Raw genomic sequence first — 17,646 nt, 5'->3', positions numbered from 1 at the left:
AAAAGATAAAAAGATGCGCGCATCACTGTCTGGGGATTAAAGCACCTGTGCCCAGAGTGACTTTGGCACTTTGCCCAGGTCGAACAGTTTGCCAGAGACCAGTTCCGCACGGCGATGATCCGCAGCACGGTACATGTTGCTCATTTCATTGTCATCCGTCAGTGAGTAATTCAGCTTGTCGTAGACTTTTTCCAGACTGTCCAGGCTGGAACATTTGCGAAACGTCATCAGGTAATCGATGGTACTTGTCATAGTTAAAACATAGCCTATTAATAGTATTAAAGCGGAAAGAAAAATCTCACATATTCGCAGAAATCGCCACAAGATGAAGAGATGTCGCCAGGCAAAATAAAAGAAAAGTGAGTAAATGGAACACGCTTAGCCAAAATACCCCGGTTAGGGGGGAGAGGCACCATCGAATGATAATATGTGCCGAGCATCTGGGCAATGTATCTTGACAGATAAACTGTCAATTAGGGGGAATCTTACCTTATTGGCTCTGGGGGAGTTTGTCAGCAAAGCGCTGCGTTTCTTTGCCCATGGCAAAGAAAATGATAACGGCAGTGGTTTTGGCTGGTGGATACCCGATGTATTATCATTGGGCGAGTGCAAAAATTTTTGTGAAGAAGCGTAAGGCCAAAACATAATTCAGTTGGTGCTGAAAAGTGGCTGGACAATAAAGCAAGCTTGATTTAATGCTTGTTCAGGTTGACGTTAGGCAGCGTTAGGAATTTTCCATATCATCGTTCGGGGAGAGGCTTGAGTAATAATTAAAATGCTAAGTAAAAATCAATTTGCTACTTTCCTGGTCGACCAATGCTAGTTGACATTATCTTTTCTGACTTACCCCTGGTTGCCCCTATCGCGACGAAACACATTGTTACTTCTGCTAACTTGTTCAACCCATAATACTGCCCCTTTAACCGCAGGAGTTGCTCTGTCGAAAATTGAAACAGCGACACAAGTTAAATCTTACTTTTCAGTCGGGGGTGGTTTTAGCGGGTGATGTTATTCGTAAGGAACTGCTTTTAAATGACAATCAGAATTTTAAACTACGCTAGTGGCGGGGTGGCAGATTTTTTCTCTGTGATTTGGCTTTAGTTAAGCTTTTGTTCGAATTGATCTAAAAAAGCGTATTTTTAGGCTATAAAAGCTGGTTTTTAAGACCTTTTCTTACTTTAGCGTGTTTATTGCACAGCTTGGTGGCTAATAATTGGTCGGATTTTGGCCTTTTCAAGCTTGATATTTTTTATTTTTGTGAGCTGTGTCACATTGTTTTTAAAATAGCGTGTCGCTTACGTTGTGTGGGCTAAGTGATCGGGGGTAGAGTTGCGCTGTTATTAAGATTAATCTTATTATTTTTGTAAAAATAGTCTTACGAAAAACACACTTTTGAAGCAGGATGCTGTATATCCATACATGTATTTACATGTATATCCAATACTGAGTAACAACCCGAAATGTGTATAGTCGCGCAGTTATCGCGGCTGGCGTACAGGGATTTGTTTGCCAACTTTGGGAATGAACCCAGGTCATGGGCGATAATTTATCACCCAGCATATGTTTTTAAACATAGTCTGTCGGGATGGGAATATGGGTACGTCTGAACTACTTAAACATATTTATGACATTAATTTGTCATATTTGCTTCTGGCACAGCGTCTGATTAACGATGAAAAAGCGTCAGCAATGTTCCGTCTGGGTATTGATAACTCGATGGCGGATGCGCTGTCGCAACTCACGTTGCCACAAATGGTGAAACTGGCAGAAACTAATCAGTTGGTTTGCCACTTCCGTTTCAACGATCACAATACTATCGAGCGCCTGACGAAAGAATCCCGCGTGGACGATCTGCAACAGATCCACACCGGCATTTTGCTATCGAGCCATTTACTCCAAGAACTATCGGGTAAAGGCGGTTGTGTGACGAAGAAAAGAGCCTGATGATGAGTGAGAAAAGTATTGTTCAGGAAGCCAAGGACATTCAACTCGCCATGGAACTGATCACGCTGGGCGCGCGCTTGCAGATGTTGGAGAGCGAAACGCAGCTTAGCCGTGGGCGATTGATCAAACTGTATAAAGAATTACGCGGCAGTCCGCCGCCCAAAGGGATGCTGCCATTCTCGACCGACTGGTTCATGACCTGGGAGCAAAACATCCACTCGTCGATGTTTTTCAATGCCTATCAGTTCCTGCTCAAATGCGGTCAGTGCCACGGGGTTGAAGCCGTGGTCAAAGCCTATCGACTGTATTTGGAACAGTGTCCGCAGCAGCCAGGCGAACCCCCGTTGCTGGCGCTGACACGAGCCTGGACGCTGGTGCGTTTTGTCGACAGCGGTATGTTGCAGCTATCCGCCTGCAGCTGCTGTGGTGGGGCTTTTATCACCCATGCGCACCAGCCGCTTAACAGTTTTGTCTGCAGTTTATGCCAACCCCCATCCCGCGCAGTAAAAAGACGTAAACTTTCGCCGCAACTGGCCGATATTATTCCACAACTGCTGGAAGAGCAGGTTAAACGCGCAGTCTGAGCCTGCTTGCAGGCTTATACAGCAACACAGACTGGTGAAACTCAAGGGCTCGGTACTCCGGGCTCTCTGGGCGACACGCGCTGTTGCCTAATTTCACCCGCGCTGACTCACCTTCCACCCATATTGTGAATTTAAGGAATACGTGTGCTAGTTATTTTGGGTTATCTCGTGGTTCTGGGAACCGTGTTTGGCGGCTATATGATTGTCGGGGGGCACCTCGGCGCACTCTATCAGCCTGCCGAATTTTTGATCATCGGGGGGGCTGGTGTGGGAGCCTTTATCGTCGGCAACAACGGTAAAGCGATCAAATCCACGCTACGCGCTCTTCCCAAGCTGATGCGCCGCTCAAAATACAACAAAGAACTGTATATGGATCTGATGGCGCTGCTGTATCGGCTGATGGCTAAATCCCGCCAGCAAGGCATGTTGTCGCTTGAGTTTGATATCGATAATCCGCAGGAAAGCGAAATTTTCTCTAATTATCCGCGCATTCTTGCCGATAACCACTTGGTGGAATTTATTACCGACTATTTGCGACTCATGGTGAGCGGCAATATGAACGCCTTTGAGATCGAAGCGTTGATGGATGAAGAGATTGAAACCTTCGAACAGGAAAGCGAGGTACCCGCAGGGAGCCTGGCGATGGTCGGCGATTCGTTGCCGGCTTTCGGCATCGTGGCTGCCGTGATGGGGGTAGTGCACGCACTTGCTTCGGCTGACCGGCCAGCGGCGGAATTGGGGGCACTGATCGCCAATGCGATGGTGGGCACTTTCCTCGGCATTCTGTTGGCCTATGGGTTCATCTCCCCGCTGGCTACTTTACTGCGCCAGAAGAGTGCTGAAACCACCAAGATGATGCAGTGCATCAAGGTCACCTTGCTGTCGAGTTTGAATGGTTATGCCCCACAGATCGCGGTCGAGTTTGGCCGTAAAACGTTGTACACCACGGAGCGCCCTTCCTTCATTGAGTTGGAAGAGCATGTGCGTAAGGTGAAAGCCCCGGCACAGCAGGCGACGGAAGAGCAGGACGCATGAAACAGAATCACCCGGTTATTCTGGTCAGAAAACGCAAAGCCCATCATGCCGGTCATCACGGCGGCTCCTGGAAAATTGCCTATGCCGATTTTATGACGGCGATGATGGCGTTTTTTCTGGTGATGTGGCTGCTGGCGATTGCCAGCCCGCAGGAGTTGACGCAGATAGCCGAATATTTCCGTACCCCACTGAAGGTGGCGCTGACCAGCGGCGACAAGAGCAGCTCGGAAAGTAGCCCAATCCCGGGCGGTGGGGACGATCCAACCCAGCAGCAAGGGTTGGTCAAAAAGCAGATGGATTCACCGGAAAAGCGTGCAGAAGAGCTGCGCCTGAACAAGCTGCGCGAGAAACTCGATGAGCTGATTGAGTCGGACCCGCGCCTGAAAGCGCTGCGACCGCATTTGCTGATCAACATGATGGACGAAGGATTGCGCATTCAAATTATCGATAGCCAGAACCGGCCGATGTTCAAGACCGGCAGCGCACAGGTGGAAAGCTATATGCGCGATATCCTGCGCGGGATAGCGCCGATCCTCAATGGATTATCGAACAAAATCAGCCTGTCGGGCCATACCGACGATCTGCCTTATGCTACCGGTGAGCGCTATTACAGCAACTGGGAGCTGTCCGCCGATCGTGCCAATGCCTCGCGGCGTGAACTGATCGCCGGTGGTTTGGCCGAAGGCAAAGTATTGCGGGTGGTTGGGATGGCCTCGACCATGAACCTGAAACAGCACGGCGGTGATGATGCGGTTAACCGGCGGATCACCATTCTGGTGCTGAACAAAGCAACCCAGCAGGGGATAGAACACGAGAATGCGGAGAGCAGCGCTACGGAAATCGATCAGCCAGAAGGCCTGAAGCAGTTGGCTCCGCAGGCGACGGCACCGGCTATAGCGACACCGGAATTACCGCCGTCGCCGCCTGCTCCAACCGCCGAACTGCCGGCAACGCAGGGCACGCCAGAGCAACCTCCGGCAGCGGTGAAAGCCGCAGACACCGGGCCGACAGCGGCTATTCCGGCGGCACCTTCCGCCACTTCACCGACTAACAGCGACTCACAGCAGAGGTGACCCCGTGAGCATGGACATTAGCGCTTTTTATCAGACCTTTTTTGATGAGGCAGACGAGCTGCTGGCCGATATGGAGCAACATCTGTTGGAGCTGGACCCGCTGGCCCCGGATATTGAACCACTGAACGCGATTTTCCGCGCTGCCCATTCGATCAAGGGCGGGGCAGCTACCTTCGGCTTTAGCGTGCTGCAGGAAACTACCCACCTGCTGGAGAATTTGCTGGACGGTGCCCGGCGTCAGGAAATGAGCCTGAGCACCGAAATTATCAACCTGTTTCTGGAAACCAAAGACATTATGCAGGAGCAACTGGACGCCTATAAAACGTCGCAACAGCCTGATAGCGAGAGCTTTGAGTATATTTGTCAGGCGTTGCGGCAGTTGGCTTTGGAAGCGCAACAGCAGGATGCTCCTGCGGCGGCGGTAACGGTAACCTCACCGGTGGTTCATGCCGCTGCTCCGGCTGCAATTGAAGGCGGGATGCGGATCAGCCTGAGCGGTCTGAAGCCGAATGAAATTCCGCTGATGCTGGAAGAGTTGGGCAATCTCGGCGAGGTGGAAAACCCGCAGCAGACCGAGACCAGCCTGGAGGTCACTTTACTGACCTCTGCCAGTGAGGAGGATATCAGCGCGGTGCTGTGCTTTGTGCTGGAGCCGGAGCAGATTGCCTTTTCCACGCCTCCGAAGGCCGTGGAGAAGATCAGCACGCCGGAACCCGTGGCCGTTGTCCCACCTACCGCGCCCGCCACGGTGGCTGAAGCGCCGAAGCCCAAAGCCAAGGCTAGCGAGTCCACCAGTATTCGCGTGGCGGTAGAAAAGGTCGATCAACTGATCAACCTGGTGGGGGAATTGGTGATCACTCAGTCGATGCTGGCCCAGCGTTCCGGCTCCCTGGATCCGGTCAACCACGGCGATCTGCTTAACAGCATGAGCCAGTTGGAGCGTAACGCTCGCGACCTGCAAGAGTCGGTGATGTCGATCCGCATGATGCCGATGGAGTACGTTTTCAGCCGCTTCCCGCGTCTGGTGCGCGATCTGGCCAGCAAGCTGGACAAGCAGGTGGAGTTGACGCTACGCGGCAGCTCTACCGAACTGGACAAGAGCCTGATTGAACGCATTATCGATCCGTTGACGCACCTGGTGCGTAACAGCCTGGATCACGGTATTGAAGAACCTGCTGCGCGCCTGGCCGCCGGTAAGGCCGAAGTCGGTAGTCTGATCCTGTCCGCCGAACATCAGGGCGGCAATATCTGCATTGAGGTCACCGATGACGGTGCCGGTCTCAATCGCCAGAAAATTCTTGCCAAGGCTGCTTCGCAGGGGCTAGCGGTGAGTGACAACATGAGCGATGAAGAGGTCGGCATGCTGATCTTTGCCCCGGGTTTCTCCACCGCCGAGCAGGTGACAGACGTCTCCGGGCGCGGAGTGGGCATGGACGTGGTGAAGCGAAATATTCAGGAGATGGGGGGCCATGTCGAAATCCATTTCCAGGCTGGGAAGGGCACCTCAATCCGCATTTTACTGCCGCTGACGCTGGCCATTCTTGACGGCATGTCGGTCAAGGTGAATGAGGAAGTGTTCATTCTGCCATTGAATGCCGTGATGGAGTCATTGCAACCGCAGGCCGAGGATTTGCATCCGCTGGCCGGTGGGGAGCGTGTGCTTCAGGTACGCGGCGAATATCTGCCTCTGGTCGAGCTGTATCGGGTGTTTGAGGTTGACGGTGCCAAAACCGAAGCCACTCAGGGCATCGTGGTGATTTTGCAAAGTGCAGGCCGCCGCTATGCGCTGCTGGTCGATCAGTTGATCGGTCAGCACCAGGTGGTGGTGAAAAATCTGGAAAGCAATTACCGCAAGGTGCCGGGCATTTCGGCTGCCACCATTCTGGGGGATGGCAGCGTGGCGCTGATTGTAGATGTTTCGGCGCTGCAAACGCTGAACCGGGAAAAGCGTCTGACGGACGCTGCCGCATAATTATTAACCGACTGATTTAAAGGTGATCGAAATGGCAGGACTGGCAGCCGTCAGCAAACTGGCGGGCGAAACGGTAGGTCAGGAGTTCCTGATTTTTACCTTGGGTAACGAAGAGTATGGCATTGATATCCTCAAGGTTCAGGAGATCCGCGGTTACGATCAGGTAACGCGCATCGCCAACACCCCGGCGTTTATCAAGGGCGTGACCAATCTGCGTGGGGTGATCGTGCCGATTATCGATCTGCGCGTGAAGTTTGCCCAGCAGGACGTCTCTTATGATGAAAACACCGTGGTGATCGTGCTGAACTTTGGCCAGCGGGTGGTGGGTATCGTGGTAGATGGCGTGTCTGATGTGCTGTCGTTAACGACGGATCAGATCCGCCCAGCCCCTGAGTTCGCGGTTACGCTGGCGACGGAATATCTCACCGGTCTGGGGTCGCTCGGTGAACGTATGCTGATCCTGGTGGATATCGAAAAGCTGCTGAGCAGTGAAGAGATGTCGCTGGTGGACAACGTAGCGAAAAGCGCCTGATTGCTGAGTAGCTGTTTGTCACGGCTCAACAGGTGGGGATAATGCAGAACGCCGACACGCCGTAAATCCGTCCCTGGGGGCTCGTATCGCGCATCCCTGCGCTCAACGGGCCCCTCACCGAGTTAAAATCTTACCCTCCGCACAATACAAAAAAATAGTTACAGATTTTTCTTAAAGTTCTCTTCTGCCACGCCGATAACCCAGACAGTTAACGTACACAGCACTTGTCTGTGCGGGCTTCCAAGAAGGGTAAAAATGTTTAATCGTATGAAGGTGGTCACCAGCTTATTGCTGGTGCTGGTGTTATTCGGTGCCTTGCAGCTGGTTTCCGGTGGGCTGTTTTTCACTTCGCTGAAAGATAACAAAGAGAATTTTACCGTACTGCAAACTATCCGACAGCAGCAGTCAGAACTGAATGAAAGCTGGGTAAACCTGCTGCAAACCCGCAATACCCTCAATCGTGCCGGGATCCGCTACATGATGGACCTCAATAAAGCGGGCACCGGTGCCACCGTTGATGAACTGCTGGTTTCGGCGAAAAACACCTTGAGCATGGCGGAACAGCACTACACTGCCTATGAAAAAATCCCTCTGGATGCTCGCCAGGATGCCGCAGCGGCAGACGAACTCAAGCAACGCTATACCACTTTGCACACTGCGTTGTCGGAACTGGTCACACTGTTGGGTGACGGCAAGCTGGACGCCTTCTTCGAACAGCCCACTCAACGTTATCAGACTGAATTTGAACAGCTCTATAACCGCTACCTGACTCAGAACGACAAGCTATACCAGATCGCGGTCGAAGATGGCGACAGCTCTTTCGAATTCGCCGTTTGGACGTTGGTCGTGGTGCTGGTACTGGTGGTTGCGGTGATCGCCATGGTTTGGTTCGGCATCCACCATATTCTGGTGCGCCCACTCAACCGTATGATTGAGCACATCAAACTGATCGCCGCAGGCGATTTGACTCACCAAATCGACGTCAACAGCCGCAACGAAATGGGCGTGCTGGCAGCCAGCCTTAGGCACATGCAAGGCGAACTGATTGACACCGTCAGCGGCGTGCGTCAGGGGGCCGATGCCATCTACAGCGGTGCTTCCGAGATTGCCGCAGGTAACAACGATCTCTCTTCCCGTACCGAACAGCAGGCCGCCTCGCTGGAAGAAACCGCCGCCAGCATGGAGCAGTTGACCGCGACGGTGAAACAGAACGCCGAAAACGCCCGTCAGGCCAGCCAACTGGCGTTGAGCGCCTCAGAAACCGCGCAGAAAGGCGGCAAAGTGGTCGCCAACGTGGTGCAAACCATGCACGACATCGCGGGCAGTTCGCAGAAAATTGCCGACATTACCAGCGTGATCGACGGCATCGCCTTCCAGACCAATATCCTGGCGTTGAATGCGGCAGTTGAAGCTGCCCGTGCCGGTGAGCAGGGCCGTGGTTTTGCCGTGGTTGCCGGGGAGGTACGTAACCTGGCAAGCCGCAGCGCGCAGGCAGCCAAAGAGATCAAAGGCCTGATTGAAGACTCGGTTAGCCGCGTCGATATGGGCTCGGTGCTGGTGGAAAGCGCCGGTGAAACCATGGGCGATATCGTCAATGCCGTCACCCGCGTCACCGACATCATGGGTGAAATCGCTTCGGCCTCCGACGAGCAAAGCCGTGGTATCGATCAGGTTGGCCAGGCGGTTGCCGAAATGGATCGCGTCACTCAACAGAACGCCTCTTTGGTCGAAGAATCGGCCTCTGCGGCGGCAGCTCTGGAAGAGCAGGCCAGCCGCTTGACCCAGTCCGTTGCGGTATTCCGACTGAAAGCGGAAGGCCAAAACGAGTTCAAGTCATCCGCCAACAGTAAAGTCGTTACCCCGGTAATCAATCATAAAAAAATGAACGCCAGCGATCCGCAGGAGAACTGGGAAACGTTCTAACCGGCATTGGGCTGCGTTCTCCCTGCGAGATCGTGGCCCTTTTTTCCGTCCTAAGTCGTGTTAACCCGCGGCTACCTGGAGGTTTATCGTGTTTAACCGAGTCCGTATCTCTACCAGTCTGTTTTTATTACTGCTGACCTTTTGTCTGATGCAACTGATTAGCACCGGCTTGTCGTATACCGCTTCCCGCTCCGATAACCACAATCTTAATCTGATTAGTCTGGGTAGCCAGCAGCGTGATGCCCTCAGCCTGAGCTGGGTTTCGCTGCTACAGGCACGTAACACCTTGAACCGGGCCGGCACCCGTGCAGCGCTGAAAGTACCGCAAGAACAGGTCGATGCGCTGATGGGCAACGCCCGCAGTTCGTTGCAGAAAGCCGATCTCTATTTTAATCAGTTCCTGGCCGTCTCGCGTAACAGCGACCAGGAGCAGCAACTGACAGAAACCACCCAAGCCAGCTATGAGCGGCTACGCGGTGCGCTGCGCGAACTGATTGTCTTCCTGGAGGGCGGCAACCTGCAGGGCTTTATGGATCAACCTACACAGAAAATGCAGGACCTTTTCGAAGCCGACTTCGTCCAGTACCTGCAACTGGTCAACGAAAATATCGCCCAGGCCAATGCGGCCAACCAGCGCTCCTTTACGCTGGCCGGTTGGCTGGTGTGCGGCGCAGTGCTGATGCTGATCCTGGTGACCGCCAGCGCCATGTGGTGGTTACGCAATATGTTGGTTCAGCCGCTGAATATTATGCGCAGCCACTTTGACCGTATCGCCGACGGCAACCTGGCCACGCCGATCCAGGTGTATGGCCGCAACGAGATCAGCATGTTGTTTGCCAGCCTGCACCGCATGCAGAACTCGTTGATTGGCACAGTCGGCGCGGTGCGCGAAGGCGCCGAGTCGATCCTGATCGGGCTACAGGAGATTTCGGAAGGCAATAACGATCTCTCTTCCCGCACCGAGCAGCAAGCCGCGTCGCTGGAAGAATCAGCCGCCAGCATGGAGCAGTTAACCGCCACGGTGAAACAGAACGCCGACAATGCCCGCCAGGCCTCAAAGCTGGCGCGCGATGCCTCAGCCACCGCTGCCAAGGGCGGGGAAATGGCCGACGAGGTGGTCACCACCATGCACGATATTGCCAGCAGCTCGCAGAAAATTGGTGCCATTACCAGCGTGATCGACGGTATTGCCTTCCAGACCAACATCCTGGCGTTGAACGCTGCGGTTGAAGCTGCGCGGGCGGGGGAACAAGGGCGTGGTTTTGCCGTGGTGGCCGCAGAGGTGCGCAATCTGGCTCAGCGTAGCGCTCAGGCAGCGAAAGAAATCAAAGTGCTGATCGATGAGTCGGTTGGCCGTGTTAAGCAAGGGTCGGTGCTGGTCGAAGACTCCGGTGCAACGATGAAGGATATCGTGCGTTCGGTGACCCGCGTTACCGACATTATGGGCGAGATCTCCTCGGCTTCCGATGAGCAAAGCCGCGGTATCGAGCAGGTCACTCAGGCCGTGACCCAGATGGATCAGGTGACGCAACAGAACGCCGCGCTAGTGGAACAAGCGGCCTCGGCGGCGGCGGCATTGGAAGAGCAGGCGATTACGCTGGCCGATGCGGTAGCGGTATTCCGCCTTGCGGACGACAACATCACCTTATCAGACAGCCTTAACAACGGAGTTTTATCAGTGGCAAAGGAAGCAACTAGTGTCGAATTGTATGGCAAGTAACAACCAATTGGGTGAAGGGCTATGAGTGGTTCCTCTTCACCCACCAATAAAGAGTCTGCGTCTTTGTTGACGCAGATGGTGCAACGGCTGCCCCTGTCGGATGTGCATTTCCGACGGATCAGCCAGTTGATCTATCAGCGTGCCGGTATTGTGCTGGCAGAGCACAAACGCGAGATGGTTTACAACCGTCTGGTGCGTCGTCTGCGGCTGCTGGGAATACCCGATTTTGGTAGCTATCTGGTGTTGTTGGAAAGCGATAGCAACAGCGCTGAATGGCAGGCATTCATCAACGCCCTGACCACCAACCTGACGGCGTTTTTCCGTGAGGCGCATCATTTCCCGATCCTGGCGGAACATGCGCGTTCGCGGCCCAACGGCTACAGCGTGTGGAGTACCGCCGCCTCGACCGGTGAGGAGCCTTACTCGATTGCCATTACCTTGAATGAGGCGCTAGGGCAGAGGGCGACGGGAACGCAGGTGTGGGCCAGCGATATCGATACTCAGGTATTGGAAAAGGCCGAAGCGGGGGTGTATCGCCAGGAAGATCTGCGGACCCTGACACCGGCGCAGATGCAGCGTTATTTCCTGCGAGGGACCGGGCCTCACCATGGTCTGGTACGGGTTCGGCCAGAACTGGCGGCACAGGTGCATTTTCAGCCGCTCAATCTGCTGGCCCCTGAATGGGCGTTGCCGGGGCAGTTTGATGCGATATTTTGCCGTAACGTGATGATCTATTTTGACAAGGAAACACAAGAGCGCATTTTGCGGCGCTTTGTGCCGCTGCTTAAACCGGGGGGCCTGATGTTTGCCGGCCATTCCGAAAACTTCAGCCAGATCAGCCGGGATTTCTACTTGCGTGGGCAGACCGTGTATGGCCTGACCAAGGAGAGGTAATGAATAAAATCAGCGTATTAAGCGTAGACGACTCTGCCCTGATGCGGCAGCTGATGACCGAGATTGTCAATAGCCATCCCGATATGGAGATGGTGGCGACCGCCCCCGATCCGCTGGTGGCGCGCGATCTGATCAAGAAATTCAACCCGCAGGTGCTGACGCTGGACGTCGAAATGCCGCGTATGGACGGGCTGGATTTTCTGGAGAAACTGATGCGCCTGCGGCCGATGCCGGTGGTGATGGTGTCGTCGCTGACCGGAAAGGGATCGGAGATCACCCTACGGGCGTTGGAACTGGGCGCGGTGGATTTTGTCACCAAGCCGCAACTCGGGATCCGCGAAGGCATGCTGGCCTATAGCGAGTTGATTGCCGAAAAAATCCGCACGGCGGCCAAGGCGCGTCTGCCACAGCGTTCAACGGCACCGGCTCCGGAGATCCTCAGCCATACGCCGTTGTTGAGCAGTGAGAAGCTGATCGCTATCGGGGCGTCTACCGGAGGGACTGAGGCAATCCGCCACGTCTTGCAGCCGTTACCGGCTACCAGCCCGGCGTTATTGATCACCCAGCATATGCCGCCCGGTTTTACCCGTTCATTTGCCGAGCGGCTCAACAAGCTGTGCCAGATCACGGTGAAAGAAGCCGAAGACGGCGAGCGCGTCTTGCCGGGCCATGCCTATATCGCGCCGGGAGATCGTCATCTGGAGCTGACGCGCAGCGGCGCCAACTATCAGGTTCGGCTGCATGATGGCCCGCCGGTGAACCGGCATCGTCCTTCGGTCGATGTGCTGTTCCGCTCGGTGGCCCAGTTTGCCGGGCGCAATGCGGTGGGGGTGATCCTCACCGGCATGGGGAATGACGGTGCGGCAGGCATGCTGGAAATGCACCGTGCCGGGGCGTACACCCTGGCGCAGAACGAAGCCAGCTGTGTGGTGTTTGGCATGCCACGTGAGGCTATTGCCACCGGCGGAGTCAATGAAGTAGTGGAATTGGAGCGCATGAGCCAACGCATGTTGGCGCAGATCGCGGGTGGTCAGGCGCTGCGTATTTGATGTTATGCCCCGAACCTCGGGGCAAAAACGATTAACCTTAGGAGCAATAATGGCAGACAAAAACCTTAAATTTCTGGTGGTGGATGATTTTTCCACCATGCGCCGCATCGTCAGAAATTTGCTGAAAGAACTGGGTTTTAACAACGTCGAAGAGGCGGAAGACGGGGCGGATGCGTTGAACAAACTGCGCGCCGGCAGCTTCGATTTCGTGGTATCAGACTGGAATATGCCGAACATGGATGGCCTCGAGCTGCTGCAAACCATCCGTGCTGACGGCGCGCTGGCGTCAATGCCGGTATTGATGGTGACGGCGGAAGCCAAGAAAGAGAACATTATTGCTGCCGCTCAGGCGGGTGCCAGCGGTTACGTGGTGAAACCCTTCACGGCGGCGACGCTGGAAGAGAAGCTCAACAAGATCTTTGAAAAACTGGGCATGTAAAAAAGGAGAGGGCGATGAGAGATATTCCAATGCCTGCCAGCGATGCAGCGACAGCGGGTGAGATCATCTCCCGTATCGGTCAACTGACCCGCATGCTGCGTGACAGCATGCGTGAGCTGGGGCTAGATCAGGCTATCGCTCAGGCTGCCGAAGCGATCCCGGACGCACGCGACCGTCTTGATTATGTGGTCACCATGACGGCGCAGGCGGCGGAACGAGCGCTCAACTGCGTGGAAGCGGCACAACCCCGCCAGGCGGAGTTGGAGTCGCAGGCCAATATGCTAAAAGGGCGCTGGGACGAGTGGTTTGCCAATCCCATCGAGCTGGCTGATGCCCGTTCACTGGTGACGGATACCCGTCAGTATCTGGATCGGGTGCCGGAACACACCGCATTCACCAACGCCCAGTTGCTGGAGATCATGATGGCGCAGGATTTCCAGGATCTTACCGGCCAGGTGATCAAGCGCATGATGGACGTGGTGCAGGAGATTGAAAAGCAACTGCTGATGGTACTGATGGAAAACATCCCGGATCAGCCAGCCAAAGAGAAAAGGCCGAACGACAGCCTGCTCAATGGCCCGCAGCTGGATCAGAACGGGGCTGGCGTAATTGCCAATCAGGCCCAGGTGGACGATCTGCTCGACAGCCTGGGTTTTTGATCATTTATTAGGGCGCACACTGCGCCCTAAATCTTTTCGCTAGCCCATCCCCGAAATAACCGGCCTTTTGCGCCGTTGTTCCCGCAATGAAATCCGCATTTTTTTGGCATGCTGGCGGCAATTCTATTCTTCGCACGCAATGGGAACCCTCGCCTTGGCCGAAGACAGTGATATGGAAAAAACTGAGGCCCCCACACCCCACCGGCTGGAAAAGGCGCGTGAAGAGGGGCAGATTGCGCGTTCGCGCGAGCTGACCTCGATCCTGATGCTGATTGCGGGGTTGTCGATCTTGTGGGTCGCGGGTGGCCATATGGCGCAACAGTTGGCGAGGATGTTATCGGAAGGACTGCATTTTGATCACAACATGGTCAGCAACGATAAGCAGATGCTGCGCCAGTTTGCGATGTTACTGCGTCAAGCGGTGTGGGCGCTGATGCCGATCCTGGCCGGATTGGTGCTGGTGGCGCTGTCGGCCCCGATGCTACTGGGCGGCGTGGGCTTCAGCCTTAAGTTTGATGCCAAGCGCATGAACCCTATCTCCGGATTAAAACGGATGTTCTCGACCCAGGTGCTGGCAGAGTTGCTGAAGGCCATTCTCAAAGCGACGCTGGTGGGTTGGGTGGCAGGGCTTTACCTGTGGCACAACTGGGCGGCGATGCTGCATCTGGTTACGCAGCAGCCGCAGGATGCACTGCGCAATGCGCTACAGATCGTGATTTTCTGCGGTATGTTGATCGTCCTTGGGTTGGTGCCAATGGTGGCCTTCGACGTGTTTTATCAGCTATGGAGCCACTTCAAGAAATTGAAGATGACCAAGCAGGAAATCCGCGACGAACATAAGCAGCAGGAAGGCGATCCCCATGTCAAAGGGCGTATTCGCCAGCAACAGCGGGCCATCTCTCGCCGCCGCATGATGTCCGACGTGCCGAAGGCCGACGTGATCGTCACCAACCCGACACATTACGCCGTGGCATTGCAATACAACGACAAGAACATGAGTGCGCCAAAAGTCCTTGCCAAAGGGGCAGGGGAGATTGCCTTGCGTATCCGTGAATTGGCGAACGAACACCGTATTCCAACCCTGGAAGCTCCGCCGCTGGCGCGGGCGCTATACCGTCACAGTGAGATTGGGCAACACATTCCCACGACCTTGTATGCCGCGGTGGCCGAGGTCCTGGCCTGGGTCTACCAGCTGCGCCGTTGGCAGCGTGAAGGTGGCCTGATCCCGAAAAAACCTCAACGTTTACCGGTGCCGGAAGCACTGGATTTTGCTGGAGAGAATAACTCAGATGGCTAATTTGGCCTCCCTGCTTCGTTTGCCGGGTAATTTTAAAGATACGCAGTGGCAGGTGCTAGCTGGCCCGATACTGATCCTGATGATCCTGTCGATGATGGTGCTGCCATTACCGGCATTTATCCTCGATCTGCTGTTTACCTTCAATATTGCCTTGTCGATCATGGTGCTGTTGGTGGCGATGTTTACCCAGCGGACGCTGGAGTTCGCCGCATTCCCAACCATCCTGCTGTTCTCAACCCTGTTACGCCTATCGCTGAACGTCGCTTCCACGAGGATCATCCTGATGGAGGGGCATACCGGTGCGGCGGCGGCGGGGCGGGTGGTTGAAGCGTTCGGTCACTTCCTGGTGGGGGGCAACTTCGCCATCGGTATCGTGGTGTTTATCATCCTGGTGCTGATCAACTTTATGGTGATCACCAAAGGGGCCGGGCGTATTGCCGAAGTGGGTGCCCGTTTTGTCCTTGATGGGATGCCGGGCAAACAGATGGCGATCGATGCCGATCTGAACGCCGGGCTGATCGGCGAAGACGAGGCTAAAAAGCGCCGTTCCGAAGTGACGCAGGAAGCGGATTTCTACGGTTCGATGGACGGGGCCAGCAAGTTTGTGCGCGGTGACGCGGTAGCAGGCTTGATGATCATGGTGATTAACGTAGTAGGCGGCCTGTTGGTCGGCGTGATCCAGCACGGCATGGAGTTGGGTACCGCGGCTGAAACCTATACCTTGCTGACCATCGGTGATGGCCTGGTTGCCCAGATCCCGGCGTTGGTGATCTCGACGGCGGCCGGTGTGATCGTCACTCGCGTAGCGACCGATGAGGACGTTGGCGAGCAGATGGTCAACCAGTTGTTCAACAATCCGCGCGTGATGGTGTTGAGTGCTGCGGTGTTGGGGCTGTTGGGGATGGTTCCGGGGATGCCAAACCTGGTGTTCCTGCTGTTTACGGCGGCACTGCTGGCGTTGGCTTGGCGGCTGCGCGGGCGTGAACAGCAGGCGCCGAAAGTCAAAGAACCGCCGCTGCCGCAGGAAAATCCGCAGGCGGTAGAGGCCAGTTGGTCTGATGTACAGCTGGAGGATCCGTTGGGCATGGAAGTCGGTTACCGCCTGATCCCTATGGTGGACTTTCAGCAAAACGGCGAGCTGCTGGGGCGTATTCGTGGCATCCGTAAAAAATTCGCTCAGGACACGGGCTATTTGCCACCGGTGGTGCATATTCGCGACAACCTCGAACTGTCTGCGGCCAGTTACCGCATTCTGATGAAAGGGGTGGAGATCGGTAGCGGTGAGGCACATCCGGGGCGCTGGCTGGCGATAAATCCGGGCAATGCGGTGGGTGAGCTGGCCGGTGACAAAACCGTCGATCCGGCCTTCGGGCTGGAGGCGGTGTGGATCGATAGCGCGCTGCGTGAACAGGCGCAGATCCAGGGGTTCACGGTGGTTGAAGCCAGCACCGTAGTCGCCACTCACCTCAACCATTTGCTTGGTCAGTTTGCCAGCGAGCTGTTTGGTCGCCAGGAAACCCAGCAACTGTTGGATCGTGTCTCGCAGGAAATGCCGAAGCTGACGGAAGATTTTGTGCCTGGTGTAGTTTCGCTGACTACGCTGCACAAGGTGCTACAGAATCTGCTGGCTGAGCGGGTGTCGATTCGCGATATGCGTACCATCATAGAAACGCTGGCGGAACATGCGCCAACGCAAAGCGATCCTTTCGAACTGACCTCCGTGGTGCGGGTGGCGCTTGGGCGGGCTATCACTCAGCAGTGGTTCCCGGGTAACGGTGAGATCCAGGTCATTGGTCTGGATACGCCGCTTGAGCGCCTGCTGTTGCAGGCCCTGCAAGGGGGCGGAGGTCTTGAGCCGGGGCTGGCGGACCGCTTGTTGGATCAGGCCAGGCAGGCGCTGCAACGTCAGGAAATGCTCAGTGCACCGCCGGTGCTGCTGGTAAACCACGCGTTACGTGCCCTGCTGGCGCGCTTCCTGCGCCGTACCTTGCCGCAGCTGGTGGTGCTGTCGAACCTGGAAATCAACGATGAGCGTCAGATCCGCATGACCTCAACCATAGGAGCCGCCTGATGAAAGCTTTCCTTCCTTTGTTGGTGTTGTTCGCTCCGCTGGCTGCGCAAGCGGTGTCGGGGTCTTGGGCTGCCGATGCCAGCGGCGTCACGCTGGAAACGGGGAGCGTGCGTGATGTCTCCCCCAGCCTGCGGCCAGCTAATCCACCGGCGGCCGAGGCTCGGGTGACCAGTGTAAGCTGGCGTTATCAGTTGCTGGCAGGTGCGCCTGCCGGATTAGAGGTACAGCTTTGCACCTCGTCACGCTGCCTACCGCTCGGCGCGGGCAGTGGCCGCAGTGAGGCTTTCAACGGTATTCCCGCAGACAGCGAGTTCCGCTTCATTTATTACGTGAAGTCTCGCGGCGCGTTAAACCCTCCGCTGCGGGCGATTTCTAATCAGGTGATTGTGAATTACCAATGAGTTGCGAGTCGGATCCAGCATTAAGGCGGCAGTAATGTGAAGTAATAAAAGCC

Annotated in this window: 17 protein-coding genes; 16 read left to right on the top strand and 1 reads right to left on the bottom strand. The window is 55.4% G+C overall.

The window, feature by feature from the left end:
• Positions 1 to 36 precede the first annotated feature (36 nt).
• Complete coding sequence (gene ydgT / locus KGP16_RS16150) at positions 37 to 252, bottom strand: transcription modulator YdgT (RefSeq protein ID WP_021180917.1); 216 nt, start codon at positions 250 to 252, stop codon at positions 37 to 39.
• Between the two features lie 202 nt (positions 253 to 454).
• On the opposite strand from ydgT, the gene KGP16_RS16145 reads away from it, so the two are divergent.
• The 16 genes from KGP16_RS16145 to KGP16_RS16070 all read left to right on the top strand — a co-directional run bounded on the left by KGP16_RS16145 (position 455) and on the right by KGP16_RS16070 (position 17,593).
• Complete coding sequence (locus tag KGP16_RS16145; RefSeq protein WP_141234382.1) at positions 455 to 634, top strand: hypothetical protein; 180 nt, start codon at positions 455 to 457, stop codon at positions 632 to 634.
• A 959-nt stretch (positions 635 to 1,593) separates the two neighbouring features.
• Positions 1,594 to 1,944, top strand: a complete 351-nt coding sequence (gene flhD, locus KGP16_RS16140; RefSeq protein WP_021805724.1) for a flagellar transcriptional regulator FlhD — start codon at positions 1,594 to 1,596, stop codon at positions 1,942 to 1,944.
• A complete protein-coding gene (gene flhC, locus KGP16_RS16135; RefSeq protein WP_021180920.1) occupies positions 1,944 to 2,528 on the top strand; it encodes a flagellar transcriptional regulator FlhC in 585 nt (194 codons plus the stop codon). Before flhD ends, flhC begins: the two co-directional genes overlap by 1 nt.
• Positions 2,529 to 2,672: 144 nt before the next feature.
• Complete coding sequence (gene motA, locus KGP16_RS16130) at positions 2,673 to 3,563, top strand: flagellar motor stator protein MotA (protein ID WP_021180921.1); 891 nt, start codon at positions 2,673 to 2,675, stop codon at positions 3,561 to 3,563.
• A complete protein-coding gene (gene motB / locus KGP16_RS16125) occupies positions 3,560 to 4,636 on the top strand; it encodes a flagellar motor protein MotB (RefSeq protein WP_021805723.1) in 1,077 nt (358 codons plus the stop codon). The genes motA and motB overlap by 4 nt, the downstream gene beginning before the upstream one ends.
• Positions 4,637 to 4,640: 4 nt before the next feature.
• A complete protein-coding gene (gene cheA, locus KGP16_RS16120; RefSeq protein WP_179248868.1) occupies positions 4,641 to 6,608 on the top strand; it encodes a chemotaxis protein CheA in 1,968 nt (655 codons plus the stop codon).
• 31 nt (positions 6,609 to 6,639) lie between these two features.
• A complete protein-coding gene (gene cheW / locus KGP16_RS16115) occupies positions 6,640 to 7,140 on the top strand; it encodes a chemotaxis protein CheW (protein WP_021180924.1) in 501 nt (166 codons plus the stop codon).
• A gap of 255 nt (positions 7,141 to 7,395) precedes the next feature.
• The gene (locus tag KGP16_RS16110) at positions 7,396 to 9,063 is read left to right on the top strand and encodes a methyl-accepting chemotaxis protein (protein WP_021805721.1); all 1,668 of its coding nucleotides are present in this window, start codon (positions 7,396 to 7,398) and stop codon (positions 9,061 to 9,063) included.
• An 88-nt stretch (positions 9,064 to 9,151) separates the two neighbouring features.
• A complete protein-coding gene (locus tag KGP16_RS16105) occupies positions 9,152 to 10,783 on the top strand; it encodes a methyl-accepting chemotaxis protein (protein ID WP_021180926.1) in 1,632 nt (543 codons plus the stop codon).
• Between the two features lie 21 nt (positions 10,784 to 10,804).
• The gene (gene cheR, locus KGP16_RS16100) at positions 10,805 to 11,677 is read left to right on the top strand and encodes a protein-glutamate O-methyltransferase CheR (RefSeq protein ID WP_021180927.1); all 873 of its coding nucleotides are present in this window, start codon (positions 10,805 to 10,807) and stop codon (positions 11,675 to 11,677) included.
• Positions 11,677 to 12,726 (top strand): chemotaxis response regulator protein-glutamate methylesterase, encoded by a 1,050-nt coding sequence (locus tag KGP16_RS16095; RefSeq protein ID WP_021180928.1) that lies wholly within the window; start codon positions 11,677 to 11,679, stop codon positions 12,724 to 12,726. The genes cheR and KGP16_RS16095 overlap by 1 nt, the downstream gene beginning before the upstream one ends.
• 49 nt (positions 12,727 to 12,775) lie before the next feature.
• Positions 12,776 to 13,165: a chemotaxis response regulator CheY gene (gene cheY / locus KGP16_RS16090; protein ID WP_021180929.1), complete on the top strand. Its 390-nt coding sequence runs from the start codon at positions 12,776 to 12,778 to the stop codon at positions 13,163 to 13,165.
• A gap of 14 nt (positions 13,166 to 13,179) precedes the next feature.
• Entirely contained in the window at positions 13,180 to 13,824 is a 645-nt protein-coding gene (gene cheZ / locus KGP16_RS16085) for a protein phosphatase CheZ (RefSeq protein ID WP_021180930.1), read from the top strand.
• A gap of 154 nt (positions 13,825 to 13,978) precedes the next feature.
• Entirely contained in the window at positions 13,979 to 15,121 is a 1,143-nt protein-coding gene (gene flhB, locus KGP16_RS16080; protein WP_024485790.1) for a flagellar biosynthesis protein FlhB, read from the top strand.
• Positions 15,114 to 17,192, top strand: coding sequence for a flagellar biosynthesis protein FlhA (flhA, locus tag KGP16_RS16075; RefSeq protein WP_021180932.1), 2,079 nt, complete (start codon positions 15,114 to 15,116; stop codon positions 17,190 to 17,192). The genes flhB and flhA overlap by 8 nt, the downstream gene beginning before the upstream one ends.
• Complete coding sequence (locus KGP16_RS16070) at positions 17,192 to 17,593, top strand: flagellar protein FlhE (RefSeq protein ID WP_021180933.1); 402 nt, start codon at positions 17,192 to 17,194, stop codon at positions 17,591 to 17,593. Before flhA ends, KGP16_RS16070 begins: the two co-directional genes overlap by 1 nt.
• The last annotated feature ends 53 nt before the right edge of the window (positions 17,594 to 17,646 follow it).

This window comes from Serratia sp. JSRIV006, assembly GCF_019968685.1.
Classification (GTDB): domain Bacteria; phylum Pseudomonadota; class Gammaproteobacteria; order Enterobacterales; family Enterobacteriaceae; genus Chania; species Chania fonticola_B.
This window is presented reverse-complemented; position numbering and strand designations above follow the sequence as displayed.

Bases quoted from the DNA above. Each gene is read 5' to 3' on its own strand.
- ydgT (WP_021180917.1), bottom strand. From the start codon at position 252: ATGACAAGTACCATCGATTACCTGATGACGTTTCGCAAATGTTCCAGC.
- flhD (WP_021805724.1), top strand. From the start codon at position 1,594: ATGGGTACGTCTGAACTACTTAAACATATTTATGACATTAATTTGTCA.
- flhC (WP_021180920.1), top strand. From the start codon at position 1,944: ATGATGAGTGAGAAAAGTATTGTTCAGGAAGCCAAGGACATTCAACTC.
- motB (WP_021805723.1), top strand. From the start codon at position 3,560: ATGAAACAGAATCACCCGGTTATTCTGGTCAGAAAACGCAAAGCCCAT.
- cheW (WP_021180924.1), top strand. From the start codon at position 6,640: ATGGCAGGACTGGCAGCCGTCAGCAAACTGGCGGGCGAAACGGTAGGT.
- KGP16_RS16110 (WP_021805721.1), top strand. From the start codon at position 7,396: ATGTTTAATCGTATGAAGGTGGTCACCAGCTTATTGCTGGTGCTGGTG.
- cheR (WP_021180927.1), top strand. From the start codon at position 10,805: ATGAGTGGTTCCTCTTCACCCACCAATAAAGAGTCTGCGTCTTTGTTG.
- KGP16_RS16095 (WP_021180928.1), top strand. From the start codon at position 11,677: ATGAATAAAATCAGCGTATTAAGCGTAGACGACTCTGCCCTGATGCGG.
- cheY (WP_021180929.1), top strand. From the start codon at position 12,776: ATGGCAGACAAAAACCTTAAATTTCTGGTGGTGGATGATTTTTCCACC.
- cheZ (WP_021180930.1), top strand. From the start codon at position 13,180: ATGAGAGATATTCCAATGCCTGCCAGCGATGCAGCGACAGCGGGTGAG.
- flhA (WP_021180932.1), top strand. From the start codon at position 15,114: ATGGCTAATTTGGCCTCCCTGCTTCGTTTGCCGGGTAATTTTAAAGAT.
- KGP16_RS16070 (WP_021180933.1), top strand. From the start codon at position 17,192: ATGAAAGCTTTCCTTCCTTTGTTGGTGTTGTTCGCTCCGCTGGCTGCG.